Here is a 22,530-nt window from a genome sequence, read left to right on the forward strand (position 1 = left end):
GTAATACGGGAATACATTGAGATTTTCTACAATCGTCAGCGTCGTCACTCTCGTCTGGGGAATATCTCCCCGGCAGCCTTCAGGGAAAAATATCATCAGATGGCTGCTTAAAAAAAGAACAAATGGTTGTGTCCGCTATTGCCAGTACACCTCACACTCCCGAATCATCAATAAACATCCCCCGCTAACAAAACACAGTTCAGTTCACATAACATCCCTGTTATCCCACACATATCTGCTGGCCGAACGACGCCAGTGCGCGTACGGAGGCAAGAGCAGCCCTGCACATGGCAGCGCTTGTGGTAACCTGGTTTAATCCGGTGAAAGAGGCGTTTTACATGCATCTGCCAGCAGCCGGAAAAACCAAAAAAGTGGCGCTGGTTGACTGTATGCGTAAATTGCTGACCATCCTGAACGCAATGCTCAGAAAGAACGAAGAGTGAAATGAATCGTAGCATCATGTTGCTCCATAATTTTTACGTTCAAGACAGTTGATTATCGGCGCATATGACTCAAAAAGAGCCTGATGATTGCCTCTTTTCCATAGGCTCTTTCTCTGAAGTGAAGGAAGGCCCGGAAGAAAGCACTCGCTGGCATACGTGACTCCAGCTCAACCGGAGATAATCACCATTATTATTTTTCTATTTAATAATAATCTCCTGAAAAATAGATATAGCAAAAATACAATCCGGCCAGATTTAATTCCGCATTCATTACCAGAAATAATCAACACTACAACTATTATATCATTCAATAGTCACCGCTAAAATTTTATTATTTTCCTCTTCTTTACATAGAAATTATCAACCTGTTTATTATGCCGAATTTAAATAATTAATCACAAAACAACATCACCATTATTTGCGTGTTTTATTTATTAATAACATAGTCATACGTTCTTTTTTTACAAGGAAATAATCAATTGATAAATTGTTTTTGGTATTAATAGTCAAGTGGGAAACATTTTAACAAATGATAAAAATCCTAAATTCCTTGTTCATAATGTAGGAGTGTGTTAAATAGGTGGGCAAAATTTGGTTCCCTTTCTCGCCTGTAATATTGCAGCGTCTTCGCACCTCCATGAGACATTGCGACTTAATAAGAAGGTGATAAGTCCTGCATATAAGCATGGACTGACCATGGTTTTATATTCATTAAAAATTTTGTTACAACCCATTGATTTAGCATAAATAAATTATAGTGGGTTCGGGTTTGTTGTGACTGTGGCATTATTTCCGTGCAAAGGAGCTGATATGTCTGAAAGACATTTACCTGATGACCAGAGCAGTACTATCGATCCATATCTAATTACCTCTGTTCGCCAGACTCTGGCAGAACAAAGCGCAGCATTACAAAACTTGTCTAAACAACTGGATTCCGGGCAGTACCAGCGTGTCCTTAATTTGATAATGAACTGTAAAGGGCACGTTATTCTTTCGGGAATGGGTAAATCAGGGCATGTCGGTCGTAAAATGTCAGCGACGCTGGCCTCTACGGGTACGCCTAGTTTCTTTATTCATCCTGCAGAAGCTTTCCATGGCGATCTGGGCATGATTACGCCTTACGATCTTCTGATCCTTATTTCTGCCAGCGGTGAAACGGATGAAATCCTCAAGCTAGTTCCTTCACTGAAAAATTTCGGCAACCGAATTATCGCCATTACCAATAATGGAAATTCCACGCTGGCGAAAAATGCTGATGCCGTGCTGGAACTCCACATGGCGAATGAAACCTGCCCGAATAATCTTGCACCAACAACGTCTACCACGCTGACGATGGCGATCGGCGATGCGCTGGCGATTGCCATGATCCACCAACGCAAATTTATGCCGAATGATTTTGCGCGCTATCACCCGGGCGGTTCATTAGGTCGTCGCCTGCTGACCCGCGTTGCTGATGTCATGCAGCATGATGTTCCTGCGGTACAGCTGGATGCGTCATTTAAAACCGTGATTCAACGTATCACCAGCGGATGCCAGGGAATGGTGATGGTAGAAGACGCAGAAGGTGGGCTAGCGGGCATTATCACCGACGGTGACCTGCGTCGCTTTATGGAAAAAGAGGATTCTCTGACATCCGCCACGGCTGCGCAGATGATGACACGTGAACCGCTGACGCTACCGGAAGACACCATGATCATTGAAGCGGAAGAAAAAATGCAAAAGCACCGCGTCTCAACGTTATTGGTGACCAACAAGGCAAATAAAGTCACTGGCCTTGTGCGCATTTTCGACTAATTAAGCAACGGGGTGCGAGAGGTTAGTCTCTCATTGAGTTTGCGCCCCACTGAAACTTTGATAATCGTTACATGTTGATAAAAGTGAAGTCTGCCGTATCCTGGATGCGTGCTCGTCTGTCTGCCATCTCACTGGCAGATATCCAAAAACACCTGGCGAAAATCATCATTCTGGCACCGATGGCGGTGCTGCTGATCTATCTGGCTATCTTCAGCCAGCCTCGCTATATGAGCGAGTCGAAAGTCGCCATTAAACGCTCGGATGATTTAAACAGCGGCAGCCTGAATTTTGGTCTGCTTCTGGGTGCCTCTAACCCCAGTTCCGCAGAAGATGCGTTGTATCTGAAAGAGTACATCAACTCGCCGGATATGCTGGCGGCGCTGGATAAGCAACTAAATTTTCGTGAAGCGTTTAGCCACAGCGGGCTCGATTTTCTTAATCATCTTAGCAAGGATGAAACCGCAGAAGGCTTCCTGAAGTACTACAAGGACCGTATCAACGTCTCGTATGACGATAAAACCGGATTACTGAATATTCAGACGCAGGGCTTTAGCCCGGAGTTTTCGCTTAAGTTTAACCAGACCGTGCTGAAAGAGTCAGAGCGCTTTATCAATGAGATGTCACATCGCATCGCGCGTGACCAGCTTGCCTTTGCAGAAACGGAGATGGAAAAGGCACGCCAGCGTCTGGACGCCAGCAAAGCGGAATTGCTCTCTTATCAGGACAACAACAACGTTCTGGATCCACAGGCACAGGCACAGGCGGCGAGCACGTTAGTGAATACGCTGATGGGCCAGAAGATCCAGATGGAAGCGGACCTGCGGAACTTGCTGACGTATCTGCGTGAGGACGCCCCGCAAGTTGTGAGTGCGCGTAATGCGATTCAGTCATTGCAGGCACAAATTGACGAAGAAAAAAGCAAAATCACAGCGCCGCAGGGTGACAAGCTAAACCGTATGGCGGTGGATTTTGAAGAAATCAAATCAAAAGTAGAGTTCAACACCGAGCTGTACAAACTGACCCTGACCTCCATTGAAAAGACCCGTGTAGAAGCGGCTCGTAAGCTCAAGGTGCTGTCAGTGATCAGTTCGCCACAGTTGCCGCAGGAATCGTCTTTTCCAAATATCCCTTATTTGATCGCCTGCTGGTTACTGGTGTGCTGCCTGCTGTTCGGCACCCTGAAACTGTTGCTGGCTGTTATTGAAGATCACCGAGACTAACGCTGTCGCTGAATGAGTTTGTGATGAAATTATTTAAATCAATTTTACTGATTGCCGCCTGTCACGCGGCGCAGGCCAGCGCGGCCATTGATATTAACGCTGACCCAAACCTGACAGGAGCCGCGCCGCTTACCGGTATTCTGAACGGGCAACAGTCGGATACGCAAAACATGAGCGGCTTCGACAATACCCCACCGCCCGCACCGCCGGTGGTAATGAGCCGTATGTTTGGTGCTCAACTTTTCAACGGCACCAGCGCGGATAGCGGTGCGACGGTAGGATTCAACCCTGACTATATTCTGAATCCGGGTGATAGCATTCAGGTTCGCTTGTGGGGTGCGTTCACCTTTGATGGTGCGTTACAGGTTGATCCCAAAGGTAATATTTTCCTGCCGAACGTTGGTCCGGTGAAAGTTGCTGGCGTCAGTAATAGTCAGCTAAATGCCCTGGTCACATCCAAAGTGAAGGAAGTATACCAGTCCAACGTCAACGTCTACGCCTCCTTATTACAGGCGCAGCCAGTAAAAGTGTACGTGACCGGATTTGTGCGTAATCCTGGTCTGTATGGCGGCGTGACGTCTGATTCGTTACTCAATTATCTGATCAAGGCTGGCGGCGTTGATCCAGAGCGCGGAAGTTACGTTGATATTGTGGTCAAGCGCGGTAACCGCGTGCGCTCCAACGTCAACCTGTACGACTTCCTGCTGAACGGCAAACTGGGGCTTTCGCAGTTCGCCGATGGTGACACCATCATCGTCGGGCCGCGTCAGCATACTTTCAGCGTTCAGGGCGATGTCTTTAACAGCTACGACTTTGAGTTCCGCGAAAGCAGCATTCCCGTAACGGAAGCGTTGAGCTGGGCGCGCCCTAAGCCTGGCGCGACTCACATTACGATTATGCGTAAACAGGGGCTGCAAAAACGCAGCGAATACTATCCGATCAGTTCTGCGCCAGGCCGTATGTTGCAAAATGGCGATACCTTAATCGTGAGCACTGACCGCTATGCCGGCACCATTCAGGTGCGGGTTGAAGGCGCACACTCCGGTGAACATGCCATGGTACTGCCTTATGGTTCCACTATGCGTGCGGTTCTGGAAAAAGTCCGCCCGAACAGCATGTCGCAGATGAACGCAGTTCAGCTTTATCGCCCATCAGTGGCTCAGCGTCAGAAAGAGATGCTGAATCTCTCGCTGCAAAAGCTGGAGGAAGCATCACTTTCTGCCCAGTCATCCACCAAAGAAGAAGCCAGCCTGCGAATGCAGGAAGCACAACTGATCAGCCGCTTTGTGGCGAAAGCACGCACCGTTGTTCCGAAAGGTGAAGTGATCCTCAACGAATCCAATATTGATTCTGTTCTGCTTGAAGATGGCGACGTCATCAATATTCCGGAGAAAACATCGCTGGTTATGGTTCATGGCGAAGTGCTGTTCCCGAACGCGGTGAGCTGGCAGAAGGGTATGACCACCGAGGATTACATCGAGAAATGTGGTGGCCTGACGCAGAAATCGGGTAACGCCAGAATTATCGTCATTCGTCAGAACGGTGCAGCCGTCAACGCAGAAGATGTGGATTCACTCAAACCGGGCGATGAGATTATGGTTCTGCCGAAATATGAATCGAAAAACATTGAAGTTACTCGCGGTATTTCCACCATCCTTTACCAGTTGGCGGTGGGTGCAAAAGTGATTCTGTCTTTGTAAGGAGTTGAAATGAGCAAAGCAGTTATTGTCATTCCGGCTCGCTATGGCTCCTCGCGCCTGCCGGGTAAGCCACTGCTCGATATTGTTGGTAAACCGATGATCCAGCATGTTTACGAGCGTGCGTTACAGGTGGCGGGCGTTGCGGAAGTTTGGGTGGCAACAGACGACCCGCGTGTTGAAAAGGCCGTGCAGGCGTTTGGCGGGAAAGCCATCATGACGCGCAACGATCATGAATCCGGCACCGATCGGCTGGTCGAGGTGATGCATAAAGTCGAGGCAGATATCTACATTAACCTGCAGGGCGATGAACCAATGATTCGCCCGCGGGATGTAGAAACGCTGTTACAAGGAATGCGTGATGATCCCGCGTTGCCGGTGGCAACGCTATGCCACGCGATTTCTGCCGAAGAAGCGACCGAGCCAAGCACGGTAAAAGTGGTGGTAAATACCCGCCAGGATGCGCTTTATTTCAGCCGTTCGCCGATTCCCTATCCGCGTAATGCTGAAAAAGCGCGCTACCTGAAACACGTTGGTATTTACGCTTATCGTCGCGATGTGCTGCAAAACTACAGTCAGTTACCGGAGTCCATGCCAGAGCAGGCAGAATCACTGGAGCAGCTGCGGTTGATGAGCGCAGGGATCAACATCCGCACATTTGAGGTTGCCGCAACCGGTCCGGGCGTCGACACCCCAGCATGCCTGGAAAAAGTGCGCACCCTGATGGCACAGGAACTGGCTGAAAACGCATGATTGGCATTTACTCGCCTGGCATCTGGCGTATTCCGCATCTGGAGAAATTTCTGGCGCAACCGTGCCAGAAACTTTCTCTGCTGCGCCCTGTTCCGCAAGAAGTTGATGCTATCGCCGTGTGGGGACATCGTCCCAGCGCGGCGAAACCAGTCGCCATCGCCAAAGCAGCGGGAAAACCCGTCATTCGTCTGGAAGATGGATTTGTGCGTTCGCTGGATCTTGGCGTCAATGGCGAGCCGCCGCTTTCTCTGGTGGTGGATGATTGTGGCATTTACTACGATGCCAGCAAGCCTTCAGCACTGGAGAAACTGGTACAGGATAAAGCCGGAAATACAGCTCTGATAAGCCAGGCCAGAGAAGCGATGCACACCATCGTGACCGGGGATTTGTCGAAATATAACCTGGCACCTGCGTTTGTGGCTGATGAGTCAGAACGTGCAGACATCGTTCTGGTTGTCGATCAGACATTTAATGATATGTCAGTGACGTATGGCAATGCTGGCCCGCATGAGTTTGCTGCCATGCTGGAAGCCGCGATGGCGGAAAATCCTCAAGCCGAAATTTGGGTGAAGGTGCACCCAGATGTACTGGAAGGAAAGAAAACAGGTTATTTCGCTGATCTGCGTGCCACGCAACGAGTACGTTTGATTGCCGAGAATGTCAGCCCGCAGTCGCTATTGCGACACGTTTCCCAGGTTTACGTCGTGACCTCCCAGTACGGCTTTGAAGCCTTGCTGGCAGGAAAACCAGTAACATGTTTCGGCCAGCCTTGGTATGCAGGTTGGGGTTTAACCGACGATCGTCATCCACAGTCCGCTTTGTTATCTGCCCGACGCGGTTCTGCCACGCTGGAGGAACTTTTTGCCGCTGCATACCTGCGTTACTGTCGCTATATCGATCCGCAAACGGGAGAAGTAAGCGATCTATTTACCGTGCTGCAATGGCTGCAATTACAACGTCGACATCTGCAACAGCGTGATGGTTATTTATGGGCGCCAGGCTTAACGCTGTGGAAGTCAGCGATCCTGAAACCTTTCTTGCAAACGGCAACAAACCGGCTGAGTTTTTCACGTCGCTGTACTGCGGCGAGCGCCTGCGTGGTATGGGGTGTAAAGGGAGAACAGCAATGGCGAGCCGAAGCGCAGCGAAAATCACTGCCGTTATGGCGAATGGAAGATGGTTTTCTGCGTTCATCCGGACTTGGCTCTGACCTGCTGCCGCCGCTATCGCTGGTGCTGGATAAACGCGGTATTTACTATGACGCCACACGCCCCAGCGATCTGGAAGTGCTGCTGAATCATAGCCAGCTAACGCTGGCGCAGAAGATGCGAGCTGAAAAATTACGCCAGCGACTGGTTGAAAGCAAACTGAGTAAGTACAACCTGGGAGCCGATTTCTCTCTACCAGCCGAAGCCAAAGATAAAAAAGTTATCCTGGTGCCGGGTCAGGTAGAGGACGATGCCTCTATTAAAACAGGCACTGTCTCGATTAAGAGCAACCTTGAGTTATTACGCACAGTACGCGAGCGCAATCCGCACGCCTACATTGTTTATAAACCGCACCCGGATGTACTGGTGGGGAATCGCAAGGGCGATATTCCGGCAGAACTGACTGCTGAACTCGCTGATTATCAGGCACTGGACGCCGATATTATTCAATGCATTCAGCGCGCAGATGAAGTGCACACCATGACATCATTGTCCGGGTTTGAAGCGTTATTACATGGCAAGCACGTACATTGTTACGGCCTGCCCTTCTATTCCGGTTGGGGTTTAACCGTCGATGAACATCGCTGCCCGCGTCGCGAGCGAAAATTAACGTTAGCGGATTTGATCTATCAGGCGCTGATTGTTTATCCAACCTATATCCACCCAACACGGCTACAACCTATTACGGTTGAAGAGGCGGCGGAATATTTGATCCAGACGCCGCGCAAGCCGTTGTTTATTACCAGAAAAAAAGCGGGGCGAGTAATACGTTATTACCGCAAATTAATTATGTTCTGCAAGGTCAGATTTGGCTAAACAATTTCATAGTTGACTATTACGCAAATTATTTATGCAAGGTAATGCACTAACCGTTTTATTATCCGGTAAAAAATATCTGCTATTGCAGGGGCCGATGGGACCTTTTTTCAATGACGTCGCCGAATGGTTAGAGTCATTAGGACGTAACGCTGTGAATGTTGTATTCAACGGTGGGGATCGTTTTTACTGCCGCCATCGACAATACCTGGCTTACTACCAAACGCCGAAAGAGTTCCCCGGATGGTTACGGGATCTCCACCGGCAATATGACTTTGATACCATCCTCTGCTTTGGTGACTGCCGCCCATTGCACAAAGAAGCAAAACGTTGGGCAAAGTCGAAAGGGATCCGCTTTCTGGCATTTGAAGAAGGATATTTACGTCCGCAGTTTATTACTGTTGAAGAAGGCGGAGTGAACGCATATTCATCGCTACCGCGCGATCCGGATTTTTATCGTAAGTTACCAGATATGCCTGCGCCGCACGTTGAGAACTTAAAACCTTCAACGATGAAACGTATAGGTCATGCGATGTGGTATTACCTGATGGGTTGGCATTACCGTCATGAGTTCCCTCGCTACCGCCACCACAAATCGTTTTCCCCCTGGTATGAGGCTCGTTGCTGGGTTCGTGCATACTGGCGCAAGCAACTTTACAAGGTAACACAGCGTAAGGTATTGCCGAGGTTAATGAACGAGCTGGACCAGCGTTATTATCTTGCCGTTTTGCAGGTGTATAACGATAGCCAGATTCGTAACCACAGCAATTATAACGATGTGCGTGACTATATTAATGAAGTCATGTACTCATTTTCACGTAAAGCACCGAAAGAAAGTTATTTGGTGATCAAGCACCATCCAATGGATCGTGGTCACAGACTCTATCGACCATTAATTAAGCGGCTAAGTAAGGAATATGGCTTAGGTGAGCGCGTCATTTATGTGCACGATCTCCCGATGCCGGAACTATTACGCCACGCAAAAGCGGTGGTGACGATTAACAGTACGGCGGGGATCTCTGCACTGATTCATAACAAACCACTCAAAGTGATGGGCAATGCCCTGTACGACATCAAGGGCTTGACGTATCAAGGGCATTTGCACCAGTTCTGGCAGGCCGATTTTAAACCGGATATGAAACTGTTTAAGAAGTTTCGGGGGTATTTATTGATGAAGACGCAGGTTAATTGGGTTTATTATGGGGGGAACACAACAAACTGCCAACATAATATATATTAAATTTCAAGTCAATATCTTTTGAATTTTAAGTAGCCAAAAAATCATTTCCATCCTCTTCAAAGAAAAGTAACATAAAGGTAATAAAACATACTACTTTAAGATTTAATTTTACGACTGGTACTGTAATAGAATATAAAATGTAGCTTTTATTACTCCCCCAAGAAAATCCTTTTATCGTGCAAAGAGGGAGATGTTATATCATCCGATAATATTTTAACATTATCAAAATTCTTTAAAATATCGAAATGGAGACGCAGCGTATTAATCCCTTTTTGGGATTTATCATTATCACACAACTTTATCATAAGAGGCGCTATTGAATAAGACTGACATCTTTTGGAAACTAAAGGTGCATATACCAAAGAAGATGATGTTAATCCAATTAAGTGTTTTATTTTTGCTTTTTTTATTACCGGCTCTATTAAAAAGTCTGGCTCTGTTATAAGAATTATGTCACGACATTTTGCCTTTTTTATTGCCTTTTGAATTGCATTAATATTTTTTTTAGGCTCTTTAGGGTGAGGTTTTATAAATATTCTTGCATTATCAGGCTTATCTATTCTAAGTAAGATAGAAATTAACGAATCCGCAAATAATGTATGTTCAATCAAATACTTTTGATTTGCATATATTATATCATCTCTAGTTATAGAATATTTATGGATAACATTATCTATTCTGGTTGATGATTTAACTGATGGAGCACCTTTAAACTCAACAAATTTTTGCGCATTAAATTTTTTCTTAAGCAAAATTGGATATGTACCGTATACATTTTCAAATTTCAAATCTGGATAATGGAACAAGATAATTGAATTAATAATCTCTGAATAAAAATTAATATTTACTACTGGGTTTTCTTTTTCGGTTTTATAAGTCCCTGTCCCCTCTTCAATTAATGAACATCTTATATTATTTTTTTTGAACAAATATACGAAGATTGCATAATGTTGCGCATAGCTCATAAAATAAGCATCTTTAGCTTTTGAATTTAAAACTAAATAATTATATACGTTATAAAACCATATAACCTTTTTAAGTGAAAAAACATTTGGGAAAGTTGGAATGAATAGTACCTTGTATGAAGAAAATAATTTATTATTTATTTGTTCAACAATAATTTTTGGCATCTCAGTATTTTTTTCAGTTGCCAAAACAATAAGATAGTTACTTCTCTTGCTAAATTTTTGTACAAATGACTCAGCTTTTTTTAATTGCCCTAGGTTACTAATTATAAAAATATTTTTACTTTTTATTTTTAACGGTGATAGTAGCTCTTCAGCCTTGTTTTTAGAATTAAAAAACCATGAGTCACGGAAAAACCCAATTGGATTTACAAATAATTTCCTCAACTTCTTTAAACTAGCATCAAATATCATCTTTCTTATACCTTAATAAAACTTTATGGATTTTTTTCAATGTTTTTATTTTTTTTGGTCCTAATGAGAAAAAGAAATTAAAAAAGATCAAAAACAATATAATCAATGTAGATCTTTTAATTCCAAAAGTCCTAACATTAACATTTGGCGGCATTTTTAAAATATCATTCAAAATCTTATGTTGAATATCCCTAGAGTAATAAAAGTTCTCCTCCATCCATTTTTTTTTAATACGTGGAATGTGTTTAAAATTAAACTTATTATAGTCAACAATAAGTCCAGATCTTGAAAAATAACATTGTCCATTGCAAGTATGATTAAATCCATTTATTAAATAAACATTAATTTTATTAGCCAGACAATATATTGCGACCGAAGAAGATATTGTAATACAATATTCAACTTTAGAAATTAAAGAATCAATATTATCATCGCTAAATGTTATATTTTTCAAATCGAAGCGTTCAATGTATTCCTTAATATCAAAAACAATTGAGTCTGGTGATATAAGAGGATTTCGAGTTTTAAAAATAAAATTCATATGTGGATGTTTCTGAATTACTCTAATCAAAAAACGTGCATATTCTATCCTCTTTATTGGCGTCAAGGGCTCATTAACTTGATCAACGATAAGACAAGAATTCTCACTTTTTGCATTGATATTGACATTTTTAATCCATGGTGGACCAAAAAGAATTCCATTAAAAGGAACCCCTATTATTTTACAAATTTTTTTATACGTTTTAATATCTTTTGGGGAGTTAATAAGTGAATAGTGACTATTAGATTTTGAAATAAAAGCTTCTATCTGAGAAGTAAGGACAATGCCAGGAAAACAAGATATAATTATGGTATCTTTTGTTCTTACAGTATTAACAATTTCATGAAGGTCCTTCCCTCCTGTTGAACAAAAAATAAACTCAATATTAATAAAAGTGAAAAAACAAACAAAGTCATCAGGATAGAATACAACTATCTTTTCATCTAAATTTTTTTTTACAAACTCTTGTAGAGAATTATCCAAGCAGCAAAAAAATAAATCATATGAATCAACATCTATCTGCTCAAAAATATTTTTCAAAGCTAAAAAATGAGAATCATAACGAAAGACAAAACAAAGCACTTTTTTTCTAGTCATAACTGGTGGTACATTCCGGGATGTCATAAAAATCTTTGTAATCTTTATTTTTTGATTTAATAAAATCCTTAATAATTCTAACAGCATTAATTAAAGCATTTTCTTTAAAATAAGGATTACTAGATGACTGTACAACACTAATAAATTTTTCATCTTGAGATATATTTATCCCTCTGACGATTGCATTTTTTTCAACGGGTACATCTATTACACTGGCTCCACGAACACGGCCTTTCTGCCTATCACCAATGTTAATTGTTGCAACTTTTAAAGATGGAACCTCAATTAAACCAGAGGAGGAGTTCCCAATTAGCCCACAAGAGTATTTAATCATTGCCAAATAATCTTCTGAACGAATAGAAATCAAATATCTGAACTTATACTCTTTGCAAAAATATTTTACTTTTCTCTGAATTATATCAGAACCAGTGTCAGCGTTACTGCCAATAAAAATAAAGTCGTGAGTATTTTTAAAAAAAGAAATCGCTGACAATAACTCATCTATTTGATCATTAACCGACTGCGTGGAAAGTGTTTCAGGATGGAATACTACAACAAAGTACCGTTTTAACAGTGAACCATATTTTAGTTCCAACTCCTGCTTATTTGGTAAATGCAATGAAAGAGCATTTTCTGCACCAAGAGAACCAATATTAAACACACTACCAGGCTTTTCACCTAGTTGAATTACTCGTTTTTTATACTCTTCTGTAGAAGTAAGATGGAGTTTACTCATTTTAGTAATTGAATGCCTAATAAACTCATCATAATTAGCTAATGTCTTTTCACCACCATGAATATGAATTAATGGAATATTATGCATTGATGCTGCGATAGCGACTGAAAATATTTCATATCTATCGCCTAAAACCATAACCGCATCATATGTGTTATTTGAAAAAAAATCACCAAACGAATTGAGGCAAACACTCATTGAATGGAGAATGTGAGTATGTGAAGTTGTATTGATATTTATATCCACAACCTTGATAATATTAAAATTATCTTGTTCTATAATATGTATTGTATTTCCATACGCATTATCACAATGCATTCCTGTAACTGCCAAATCAAGCTGTATTTCTGGAGTTTCTCTTAGCATTGTCAAAAGTCTCCGAACTATTCCATATTCAGCTCTAGATCCAGTTACGTATAATATTTTTTTCATTTAACAATCTCCGCTATTTCGTTTTCTAATACTGTATACCCATTACTATTAAAATGTAAGCCATCATAAGTATACATTTTATTTAGATTGCCATAAGAGTCTTTTAAAACGTGATCCAAGCTAATAAACTTCGCAAAATCTACATTCTCTCGAAGATAAGAATTTAAATCATTAATTATTCTATTATCTCGATCAATACGCCCAAAAACAGGAGGAACCGACAATAAATAAATTTTTGATGCAGCATTTTTCTTCTTTATATACTGGCATGTTTTCTTCAAATACCACAATGTGTCTTCTTTTTTCCAATCACTAACAACTATATCATTAGTTCCAAAAAAGATGAAAACAAACTCTCCGAAATTAACAATCAGCTCTTTCTCAATAATATATTCATAGTACTCCTTCGAGTTTATACCAGCGATACCTAAGTTATTAACTTCTATATCATTTATTTTTTTTACGTCCCAATAATCAAACAGCGAGTGTCCAATTAAAGTTATATCACTTACACTATCAAATTCATTTCGTTTCTCATTGATTCTATTATGTATGTTTTGATAAAGTATTTTTTGTCTATTTTTTTTTTGCTGAATGGTAATTGCAAGTTCGAAATCCATTCTATCATCTATATCTAAAGAGCTTTCCTTATCCATAATATAAGCTAGTGAATAGCGACCAAAAAAATGCTTTGTATGAAGATAATGCTGCTTATTAGCTATAAATATAGCTCCATTCGGATGATATTCTACTATTGAGTTTCGATTATATTTACTATAATCAAGGTCAAAAAAAGACAGTGTCGAGTAATCATCTAATGGTCTAATTATTTGTGATGGCTTATTGCTTCTAGTAACAGAAACAACACATTGGTATTTTTCTAAAGTTTGATATAACTTTACAGCCTCAATAATATGGGTCGAATCTCTAAAGGGTGAAGTTGGTTGTAATAAAGCAAAGCTCTCATAATCAGTATATATACTTAACGCATGTTTTATAAATTCAAATGATGATGCTTTATCAGTTGCTAGTTCTTCCGGTCTCAGCAAAAAATCAGCACCATATGACTCTGCTATTGCTCCATACTGTTCGGAGTCAGTTGTCACAATTACTTTCTCAAACATTTCTGACTGCAAGGCAGCTTCAATTGTATAAGCAAGAAGAGGTTTATCTATCAGCATCAAAGCATTTTTATTTCTCAACCCTTTAGATCCACTACGGGCTGGAATTATCGCAATAATTTTTGTTCTCATTATTCCCCCTGATTTTTGAATTCGCTATGAATTATTAATTCATCTGGAATAAAGTCTTGCTCTGCAATTTTACCCAATAAATTATACCACTCCATCGGACTGATACCATTACCAGGTCTTTTTGTTGTTATATTTTTTTCTGAAAAAACCTCACCTTTTTTTATCTCTGTTTTAGCTATAATAGACTTTCTTGCTACGATTTTATTCTTCCTTTCTGAAGCTGTAACCACTTTACTATTTGAACCTAAAGATTTTTCAACACACCTGACCCCAATACAAAGATGTTTCAGTTCATCAGGTTCTATTGAGGCCAAATGATCTGGGCCAGACATAGATTTATCTAAAGTGAAATGTTTTTCAATAAAAGTTATTCCATAAGGCACCGCCGCAATAGCTGCATAAAACCCGCTAGAATGATCAGAGAAGCCTATGTTATTCTTAGGGAAGTGTTTTTTCAAATCATTAATAGCATTAAGGTTTACATCCTCAAAGGGCGTTGGATATTCAGTATTGCAATGTAATATTGTAATATTATCAACCGGAACTTTATTATTTATAAAAATAGAAACAGACTGTTTTATCTCATCAATAGTAGCCATTCCTGTTGATATGATTATTTTCTTATCAGGGATCGGAAGCTTGGCTATTTTTTCAAGATACGGTAAATTCAATAACTCACCTGAAGGGATTTTCCATATTTTTTGTTTCAAAGATGCTAAAAAATCAATAGAGTCTTCGTCAAAAGGGGTAGAAAAAACATCTAAATTTAAACTGACTGCATATTCCATTAGATGGAGATAATCGTCATACTTCATTTCAAGCTTTTTTGTCATTTCTAACTGAGATTCTAATTCTCCTGTGTTTTTTATTTGATACTCTGCCTTAGGTGCAATAGCTGAAATTAATTTATCAGCTTTAAATGTTTGGAATTTTACTGCATTAACACCGGCCTCTTTGGCTTTTAATATCATTTCTCTTGCAATATCAACACTACCATTATGGTTGCAACCAATTTCAGCAACGATATATATATTACTCATTCATTCCCCCTAATTAATCTTGTTGGAGTCCCAGCAACTACAACATTACTTGGTATATTTCTAATTACAACCGACCCAGAACCAATAATACTCTTTGAGCCTAGCTTCAACTGGCCATTTACAACAGTACAGCTACCAACAAAAGTTTCTTCTCCAACAGAAACATCACCATTAAGTACAACATTAGTAGAGATATTGCTACAGCAGCCTATTTCATTACCATGTTCAATTAAACTCCTAGTATTTATTACAACGGCATCATGTATTCTAGTATCACGGTTAAGTATACACATTTTACCAATAAAAATCCCATCACCCAGTATAATGTTTGGTGATAGAATAGCAGTTTTATCTATAATGTTAATTAAGCGTAGATTATGTTTTCTTATGATGTTTAAATAGTGCTTCCTAGTTGATGGTTTGCCTATCCCAATAAAATAATAATAATTATCCTTATTCTCGATGTCTGCAATATCATTACCTAATATTGGATATGATTGATGATAACCACTTTTATATTTATCGATAAATCCTATTAACTCGTAATGTTTATGATTTAAGCTGTCAATTATAGATTTTGAAAAACCACCCGCACCAAATATTATTAACTTTTTACTCATGATATGTCTCAGTTAAATATTTCCAAGGCATAATATTGGAATGTAACCACTATAGGTCTTTTTTGTAATCAGCAATGGCTTCCGTAACATTTTTATAAAATTTACCTTGCCCCTCTTTGTTAAGATAAATAGCAACATCACAATACTCCTTTAAAGCTCGTTCACTATGTGACACCATTATTAAATGAGATTTTTCTCTTATTTTATCGAATATATCTGAACATTTCTTTTTAAACTTTGCGTCTCCAACAGCAGTGATTTCATCAATAAGATAATAGTCGAATTTAAAAGCCATACTTAATCCAAAAGCTAACCTTGACCTCATGCCAGAAGAATAAGTTTTAATGGGCATATCGAAATATTTTCCGAGTTCGGAAAACTCTTCAACAAAATCAACCCTCTCATTTAACTCATCGCGTTTTGCATATAGTCGGGCAACAAATTTAACATTTTCACGACCGGTTAAACTTCCTTGAAATCCACCAGCCAATCCAACGGGCCATGAAATTTTATGTTCTGTAATAATGTTCCCACTATCAGGACGATCTATACCACCAATTATCCGAAGTAAAGTTGATTTACCGGCTCCATTTTGACCAATCAGGGCAATGTTATAGCCTTTAGGAAAAATAATATTCAAATTTTTAAAAACATAATGCCGCCCAGTGGGCGTGCGATAAGACTTCGTCAAATTCTCAATCTTAATCATGATGTCAGCATTGCCTCTTCACGCGTTCGGTATAATGCCAGGCCGATGAACAGGGTGACCAGAGTAAACATTGCAAGGTAGTTCAGACTCACGCCTTCACTGATATAGCCAGGCATAACTGCCTCGCGGCTTAACTCCACAACATGCACTAATGGGTTCCAGAGTAGATATGACCAGTATTGCTTTGGAATCGAGTGTAGAGGGAACATGATGCAGGAGATGAAATACAGCGGCTTAAGCAGTATCGGCAGGACCTTTTGCATTTCAGGAAAGGTTTTACCAACGACCATAAATATTAAGCCGACGCCACATGAAAGAATGATTAACAAACTCCAGGTGAGCACAAGTTGTAAAAAGTTTGTAATTTCGAAATATTCGCCTGTCATCCAGACGATAAGCATGAGCAAAATATAAACAGCAACGTAAATCAGTGTCTCAAGCAGTGCACGTGCAATGATCGTATCGATGGGTTTTACTGGTCGATAATTAAACAGTCCCTGGTTCGCTTCAATAGCACCAATAGAACGTTTGCTAATACTACTAAAGATAAAAAAGGGAATCAGGCCATTAAGTAAAAACACCGGGAACGAGATGTCTGGCATAGTGCGGTGCATAACGTAACCCAAAATTCCCAACAGTATCAGCAAATGCGCGGAGGGTTCAAGAATCGCCCACAAATACCCCAGACGAAACTTACCAAAGCGTGTTCGTATTTCTCGTAGAAATAATGCCTCTACGGTGACTTTCTGAACTTCAAATCCACTTCTTGCCATTTGATGATGTGATCCTAATCTCTTCAGGTACGCTACCGCCCTTGGCTTAACAGCTACCAATACACTGGAGGTAATACTTGTTTGTAACTGGATAAAATTTACTCAGACGGTTTGACCTTTTTAATAGCCGCAAAAAAAATTTCAGCAGAAATTATTTCCGCAGGGATAAATAGATCTATTTCCGTCTCGTTTCTTCTAATCCATTCTTCAGGCATGAATGTATTCGGTCTTCTGGTAATTTCAGAAAACTGGCCGTTTTAGAATGCAGAGTTAATTTCTCAGGAAATTATTTTTTGTTATTACTGTTAACTACTTGATTATAATATCCCCTATGGATTTTATGCGTAACAACACCTGCAATCTGTTTCAAACCAGAACGCACGCGATTGATTACCAATAAATTGTTCACCGAGAAACTATTTCCCTATTTAAAATTCACTCGTGTACTTCTTATTTATATCTACAGGCCCCTCTTTACAGCCATATTTGTGATTTACATCACATTTAAATGGTGTTATTTAAGTTGCATCAATAATCCCGAAGGTAATTATTTTCGTCGATTAAAATATACATCTTGATTATTTTGTGTATTTATTTTAACCAGTGTTACAACCAACACCATCCCTCAGTAGATATACCTGAGCAGACATTTCTTAAAATCGACGAATAGTTTCCCTGGAAATTATTATGCTTATTTGAAATTCCCTTTCTGATTATCTCCAGGAATTTTAATAATTTCCAGACTACACAAAATACAGATCACATAAGAATTATCATATATGTTTTTACCTATCAATTGTTACTCAATGATTCGTTACAACTATTAATAATCATAATGTGTCAAAACACTTAAGCATCTTTACAGTCTTAGAAAGGTGTCGATTAACGAAGGCTACATGGTGAAAAACAGGTTCCTTCAGTGTTACCGAATATTCCGTGGTGGTCTGGAGGGAGATAATTCTTGCTACATCGAAACTCAGCCCGGTGAGCGGGTTTGACAGTTCCGCACTCACCATTGGGCTAAGGGTTATCAGGTGGGGTTAAGGAAATGGCAATACCTACCCCCGTCCAAACTCCAGCCGCTGCACATTCACCATCCCAGGCTTCTCAGCAGCACTGACATCAATTTGTGTCACCCGCAGCGCATATTTTTCATCCAGCGCGTTTAACCAGTTCAGCAGATCATTAAATACCACAGGATCTATCCAGACCTGGATATTCTCCCCGCGCTCGGCTATTCGCTTAATGACCACTGAATGCGCCGAAGCACTGTCGCTGATGACCCGCGATACCTGTGCTGGCGTTGTCGTGCCGGATTTTCGCGCCGCAATAATATCCGGCGCGGCGCTCTTCAGTCGGGTGTTCATCGCCACCAGCTGCTGCAACATTGTCTCCTGTTGCTCAATCCGTTCGCTCAACGGCTGCCAGATGAGAACGTAATATCCGGCGCTAAACAGGAACACTACCGCTGCCAGTAACATGCCTTTTTCACGCGGAGAACGCCCCGCCAGGTGTTGTGTCAGCCAGTGTTCGCCACGGCTTAACTGGCGTTCACGCCATTGCTGAAAATAGTGAATAAATTTATCGCGTAACATGTTATTTCCTCCGCAACGTTACGCCGCCGGAAACCGTATCACCCTCTTTCTGTAACGCGTCCTGTTGCACAACATAATCTGCCGCCAGTGCGCTACGCAGTTTGTCGAAGCTGGCAAAGTTCGCAGCCCGCAGTTGGAGGTGAAGCGTCTGGCGTTTTTGATCAAAGGTGAAACCACGCATTTCGATATCGGTAAGTGACGCTGATTTCAGGGTACTGGCGATCGCTGACAATTCTGCGAGCAGCCGGGTATCGTCGGCCTGTGGGCGATATTTTTTCAGCGCCATCGTCACCTGCGAGCGTAAATTCACAATCCGCTTCTGCTCCGGGAATAGCGTTAAGAACTGTTTCTCCGCCTGGGTGCGGCTTTGCGCCACCTGTTCGCTGACGCTCCATAACGTCACGCCCCGTTCCACTACCAGCGCAACCAGAATCAGCAATATCGGCAGAATCATCACCCGCCAGCGCGCCCACTGTTTTCGGTAGCTGACACGAGGCTGCCACGGCCCTGTTAGCAGGTTCCCTTCCGATTCGCCATAAGTGGTAATGGCGGGCAGAGCCGTAACGGTCAGGCGTTCGGCGTCCGCACCAGCCCATGCAGACAGTTCTTCCGGTGCAATGCCGACCACGGTTAGTGAAATCGGTAAATTCTGCTCATTGAGCTGTGCGCGGAACATGACCGGAGCCAGCGCCCGCCCGGCGCTCCATCCCCGGCATTCATCGATGCGGCAGATAACCCGTTGCGCATCGCCAGCCATAAACCCACAAGGAATGGACATCCAGTCTGGCGCGACGGTAGCGCGGGTGATGCCGTTTGCCTGCAACCACTGCGCAATGTTGCGCATATGCTGCTGGTGAATCACAGCTACGGTTGCCAGTTGCTGGTCGATTTTCAACGGGGCGAAATGCAGTTCATCGATATCCTGGTTCAGCTCTTCTTCCAGCAAGGCGGGCAGAATCGTCGGTATCTGCTTGCGAGGCACATCAGGCAGTTCAACCTGCCAGACGCTGATCCATTCGCCGGGAATATAGAGTCGAATTGTGTCTGTTTGCAGCCATTGCTGGAGATATTCGTCGGCGACGTCAGGCCAGATGCCGTGCTCCACGTCGGGTGTACGGCGCTGCCAACGGATGGGATCAGCGGCGCAAAGCGGGAAATAAATCTCAAGCATGGAACTCACTCACTTTCTCCTGTCTGATGCCAGAGAACAGAAAAGTGTTGTGGGCCCATGCGGACAATTAACGAATTCATCGTCAGTTCAATCTCATTCACGGTGATATCTGAACGCAGCCAGAAGTAATTGCTGTCCACGCTCAGGACGGTTTTTAGCTGTTTTTTAGTACGCTCATTGACGTCTGCAAGTAGCGGCTGAGCAAGAAACTGATCGACATCTTCCCAGCCCTTCGCCGGACGTTGTTGTAATAATGCCCGCGCCTGAACAGGGCTTAACCACGGGTCAAACAGCGCCTCAAGAATCACACTTTGCGTGACATCTAATGTATTGATGTTGATTTGCTGGCGGGCCATCGGCAGCGCACAGACCAGCGGTTTCAGTTTTTGATAAAGTCCGGCGTCCATTCCCTGCACCACGCGCATCTCACTGATATCGGCCAGCGGTTGATTAGCGGCGTAAAACGGCACCGAACGGGCGAGATACTCGCTGTCTTCACGACCCAGACGCGTCTGCACGCTGCGGTCTTCGTCAATAAACTCCCACAGGCTTTCGGCTATCAGTTCGGCACGATAAGCAGGCACATCGAGGCGCGAGATCAGGGCAATCAGTTGTTGTACCGCGAGCGGACGCGACGCCGTCGTCGGCTGAGCGAGGGCATTCAGGTTAAAGCAGGCCTGTGCGTCACGCAGAGTGACGGCGATTTGCCCCTGCGGCAGTGGGAAAAAACGAGGGCCAGAAGCCCACGGCTGTGCCTGATGCACACGCTTTTCATTTTTCAGGCTCAGACTGAGTGCGCTCAACGCCAGGCTTTCCGCACTGGCGCTGTACCACAGCGCCTGCTGGTACTCCTGCTGGCTGCGCGTTCGCCCAAGTTGTTGCTGCATCCGCCCGGAAAGCGTGATGGTCACCAGCATCATAACCGCCAGCAATACCAGCACCACGACCAGTGCCATTCCGCGTTTTGGTGGTGAGGTGATCATGATAATTGCGGCCCGCGTAACAACCAGATGCGTTCAATTTCGCCCCATTGCGGCGAATGCAGGGTTATGCGTACTGCCACAGGAATCGCCTGCACTGATGACCAGCTCTCCTGCCAGCGCGTGCCGTCGTAGAACTGCAAACGGAGCGAATCCGCCGGGATTAATTTTTGCGTTGTTGGCTTCACGCTGCCTGCCGCATCGGTCAGTGGCCAGGCTAACCGTTCGAGATAACCACCATGAATGCGGTAACCGACGGTGAGCAGATTACTGCGCGGCAGACGCATCAACGGATTAACCACGCCGCCGCGCACAAAACGCATCCCTTCACTCTCAGACGCCAGCACGCCAGCGCCCGCCAGTAACGCTGGTTCACGCTGGCCCTGATCGCCTCTTACCGGACGCGGCATCATTTGTGTCAGATCGTGGTTCAAAAAACTCATCGTTTGCTGCATGAGGTTTAGTTTTTGATCGTGTCCGGCGACGGCGCTATTCACGCGTGTAACGCCGTTTGTCACCTGCAGCGCCATCAGTGCCAGTGAGGCAAAAATGGCAATTGCCACCAGCATTTCCAGTAACGTGAAACCAGCGCAAGTCCTTCTCACTGTTGGCCTCCCACGGCGCTAAACCAGGCGCGTCGTGACTGAATCACCGACGAAAAGTCTTCGTGACGGCTGACTTCAATATCCACTGCCTGGAGCAGCGCGTTGCCTGTACTCAGCGGTGTGGTTCGCCAGTACCAGCGGCTTCCTGCCATATCACTCTCGCCCTGGTGCCTGACCGCTCGTTGTTCACGGGTCATCAGGTAAAGCAGTGCGGTCTGGTTTTCAGCTACCCAGCCCGCTACCGTTTTTTCTTCAAGGATTTGCTGATTACTCAGCGCGCCGCTGGCGATCTGTAACACCGCCATGGCGGCCAACGCAAAAATCGCCAGCGCGAGCATTACTTCCAGCAAGGTAAATCCACGCTTCATGGCATCCCCTCATCACATTGATTGAGGGATAACACGCCATCGTGCGCCAGCTTTACCGCCCAACACGCGTTTTGTGCCGACGCGTAAAAACGCAGTGTAAACGGCGTGGCGGGTTCAAAAGGCGAAAAACGGATCTGCGGTGTCTTCTTTTTCGCCTCTTTTTGCAGCTCCAGTTCAATATCGTGCAGCGTCAGGCGACGACGCTGCAGCTCCAGCGCATATTCCTTCTGCCAGATATCACTTCCGGGTTGTAACAGCATCTGCACCTGTTTCGGCACCGTAACCTGTGCCGATAACCGGGTCGCAGAAACGGGCAACCATTGCCCGTGACGACGCTGCATAAACTGGTAACCTGGCGGGTCGATTAGCACACCGAGTGTTTGCCCTTCGATCACTGCCCTGTCCTTAAACTGCGCAAAGCGAGTCAGAAAATCCTGCGCCGCTTTTTTCGCAGGCGGCTCTGAAGCGGTCGCAAACGTCTGTACCACGCCCGCACTGGCAAGGCCGATAAGGAAAATCACCAGCATGATTTCCAGAAGTGTGAATCCGCGTTCAGGCAC

General features: G+C 43.3%; 21 protein-coding genes and 1 pseudogene. 8 read left to right on the forward strand and 14 right to left on the reverse strand.

Annotated features, from left to right (window positions below; translation table 11 throughout):
• The 8 genes and pseudogenes from C4F37_RS11255 to C4F37_RS11285 all read left to right on the forward strand — a co-directional run.
• Positions 1 to 111: IS3 family transposase (locus tag C4F37_RS11255; RefSeq protein WP_135116980.1), on the forward strand; the 111-nt coding region annotated here is incomplete at its 5' end.
• A gap of 149 nt (positions 112 to 260) precedes the next feature.
• Positions 261 to 443: pseudogene (locus C4F37_RS27330) on the forward strand (IS110 family transposase); the annotation flags it as partial.
• An 810-nt stretch (positions 444 to 1,253) separates the two neighbouring features.
• Positions 1,254 to 2,237, forward strand: coding sequence for a KpsF/GutQ family sugar-phosphate isomerase (locus C4F37_RS11260; RefSeq protein ID WP_001296394.1), 984 nt, complete (start codon positions 1,254 to 1,256; stop codon positions 2,235 to 2,237).
• 71 nt (positions 2,238 to 2,308) lie between these two features.
• Positions 2,309 to 3,457, forward strand: a complete 1,149-nt coding sequence (locus tag C4F37_RS11265) for a capsule polysaccharide transporter (RefSeq protein WP_000905924.1) — start codon at positions 2,309 to 2,311, stop codon at positions 3,455 to 3,457.
• Between the two features lie 23 nt (positions 3,458 to 3,480).
• A complete protein-coding gene (locus C4F37_RS11270) occupies positions 3,481 to 5,157 on the forward strand; it encodes a polysaccharide biosynthesis/export family protein (RefSeq protein WP_001298258.1) in 1,677 nt (558 codons plus the stop codon).
• 9 nt (positions 5,158 to 5,166) lie between these two features.
• The gene (gene kdsB, locus C4F37_RS11275; protein WP_000030745.1) at positions 5,167 to 5,907 is read left to right on the forward strand and encodes a 3-deoxy-manno-octulosonate cytidylyltransferase; all 741 of its coding nucleotides are present in this window, start codon (positions 5,167 to 5,169) and stop codon (positions 5,905 to 5,907) included.
• A complete protein-coding gene (locus C4F37_RS11280) occupies positions 5,904 to 7,931 on the forward strand; it encodes a capsular polysaccharide biosynthesis protein (protein WP_000579517.1) in 2,028 nt (675 codons plus the stop codon). Before kdsB ends, C4F37_RS11280 begins: the two co-directional genes overlap by 4 nt.
• A 34-nt stretch (positions 7,932 to 7,965) precedes the next feature.
• On the forward strand, positions 7,966 to 9,171 hold the full coding sequence (locus C4F37_RS11285) for a capsule biosynthesis protein (RefSeq protein ID WP_001161835.1): 1,206 nt from the start codon (positions 7,966 to 7,968) through the stop codon (positions 9,169 to 9,171).
• 149 nt (positions 9,172 to 9,320) lie between these two features.
• On the opposite strand, the gene C4F37_RS11290 is transcribed toward C4F37_RS11285, so the two are convergent.
• The 14 genes from C4F37_RS11290 to gspH form a co-directional block, all read right to left on the reverse strand.
• The gene (locus C4F37_RS11290; RefSeq protein ID WP_000575410.1) at positions 9,321 to 10,550 is read right to left on the reverse strand and encodes an alpha-2,8-polysialyltransferase family protein; all 1,230 of its coding nucleotides are present in this window, start codon (positions 10,548 to 10,550) and stop codon (positions 9,321 to 9,323) included.
• Positions 10,540 to 11,688, reverse strand: a complete 1,149-nt coding sequence (locus C4F37_RS11295) for a DUF6716 putative glycosyltransferase (RefSeq protein ID WP_024188362.1) — start codon at positions 11,686 to 11,688, stop codon at positions 10,540 to 10,542. The genes C4F37_RS11290 and C4F37_RS11295 overlap by 11 nt, the downstream gene beginning before the upstream one ends.
• Positions 11,681 to 12,856: a UDP-N-acetylglucosamine 2-epimerase gene (neuC, locus tag C4F37_RS11300; RefSeq protein WP_000723250.1), complete on the reverse strand. Its 1,176-nt coding sequence runs from the start codon at positions 12,854 to 12,856 to the stop codon at positions 11,681 to 11,683. The genes C4F37_RS11295 and neuC overlap by 8 nt, the downstream gene beginning before the upstream one ends.
• Positions 12,853 to 14,109, reverse strand: a complete 1,257-nt coding sequence (locus C4F37_RS11305) for a cytidylyltransferase domain-containing protein (RefSeq protein ID WP_001259305.1) — start codon at positions 14,107 to 14,109, stop codon at positions 12,853 to 12,855. The genes neuC and C4F37_RS11305 overlap by 4 nt, the downstream gene beginning before the upstream one ends.
• The gene (gene neuB, locus C4F37_RS11310) at positions 14,109 to 15,149 is read right to left on the reverse strand and encodes an N-acetylneuraminate synthase (RefSeq protein ID WP_000066002.1); all 1,041 of its coding nucleotides are present in this window, start codon (positions 15,147 to 15,149) and stop codon (positions 14,109 to 14,111) included. Before neuB ends, C4F37_RS11305 begins: the two co-directional genes overlap by 1 nt.
• A complete protein-coding gene (locus C4F37_RS11315; protein ID WP_000038461.1) occupies positions 15,146 to 15,769 on the reverse strand; it encodes an acetyltransferase in 624 nt (207 codons plus the stop codon). Before C4F37_RS11315 ends, neuB begins: the two co-directional genes overlap by 4 nt.
• Positions 15,770 to 15,818: 49 nt before the next feature.
• Positions 15,819 to 16,478 (reverse strand): ABC transporter ATP-binding protein, encoded by a 660-nt coding sequence (locus C4F37_RS11320; RefSeq protein WP_000590258.1) that lies wholly within the window; start codon positions 16,476 to 16,478, stop codon positions 15,819 to 15,821.
• Positions 16,475 to 17,251, reverse strand: a complete 777-nt coding sequence (locus C4F37_RS11325) for an ABC transporter permease (protein WP_000124301.1) — start codon at positions 17,249 to 17,251, stop codon at positions 16,475 to 16,477. The genes C4F37_RS11320 and C4F37_RS11325 overlap by 4 nt, the downstream gene beginning before the upstream one ends.
• A 1,058-nt stretch (positions 17,252 to 18,309) precedes the next feature.
• On the reverse strand, positions 18,310 to 18,846 hold the full coding sequence (gene yghD / locus C4F37_RS11330; RefSeq protein WP_000942826.1) for a GspM family type II secretion system protein YghD: 537 nt from the start codon (positions 18,844 to 18,846) through the stop codon (positions 18,310 to 18,312).
• A gap of 1 nt (position 18,847) precedes the next feature.
• Entirely contained in the window at positions 18,848 to 20,026 is a 1,179-nt protein-coding gene (gene gspL / locus C4F37_RS11335; RefSeq protein ID WP_000097240.1) for a type II secretion system protein GspL, read from the reverse strand.
• A complete protein-coding gene (gene gspK / locus C4F37_RS11340; protein WP_000633240.1) occupies positions 20,023 to 21,000 on the reverse strand; it encodes a type II secretion system minor pseudopilin GspK in 978 nt (325 codons plus the stop codon). The genes gspL and gspK overlap by 4 nt, the downstream gene beginning before the upstream one ends.
• The gene (gene gspJ, locus C4F37_RS11345; protein ID WP_001254776.1) at positions 20,997 to 21,602 is read right to left on the reverse strand and encodes a type II secretion system minor pseudopilin GspJ; all 606 of its coding nucleotides are present in this window, start codon (positions 21,600 to 21,602) and stop codon (positions 20,997 to 20,999) included. Before gspJ ends, gspK begins: the two co-directional genes overlap by 4 nt.
• Positions 21,599 to 21,970, reverse strand: coding sequence for a type II secretion system minor pseudopilin GspI (gene gspI / locus C4F37_RS11350; protein ID WP_000820092.1), 372 nt, complete (start codon positions 21,968 to 21,970; stop codon positions 21,599 to 21,601). The genes gspJ and gspI overlap by 4 nt, the downstream gene beginning before the upstream one ends.
• Positions 21,967 to 22,530 (reverse strand): type II secretion system minor pseudopilin GspH, encoded by a 564-nt coding sequence (gspH, locus tag C4F37_RS11355; protein ID WP_001115117.1) that lies wholly within the window; start codon positions 22,528 to 22,530, stop codon positions 21,967 to 21,969. The genes gspI and gspH overlap by 4 nt, the downstream gene beginning before the upstream one ends.

This window comes from Escherichia sp. R1 (assembly GCF_003000935.1).
Taxonomy (GTDB): Bacteria; Pseudomonadota; Gammaproteobacteria; order Enterobacterales; family Enterobacteriaceae; genus Escherichia; species Escherichia coli.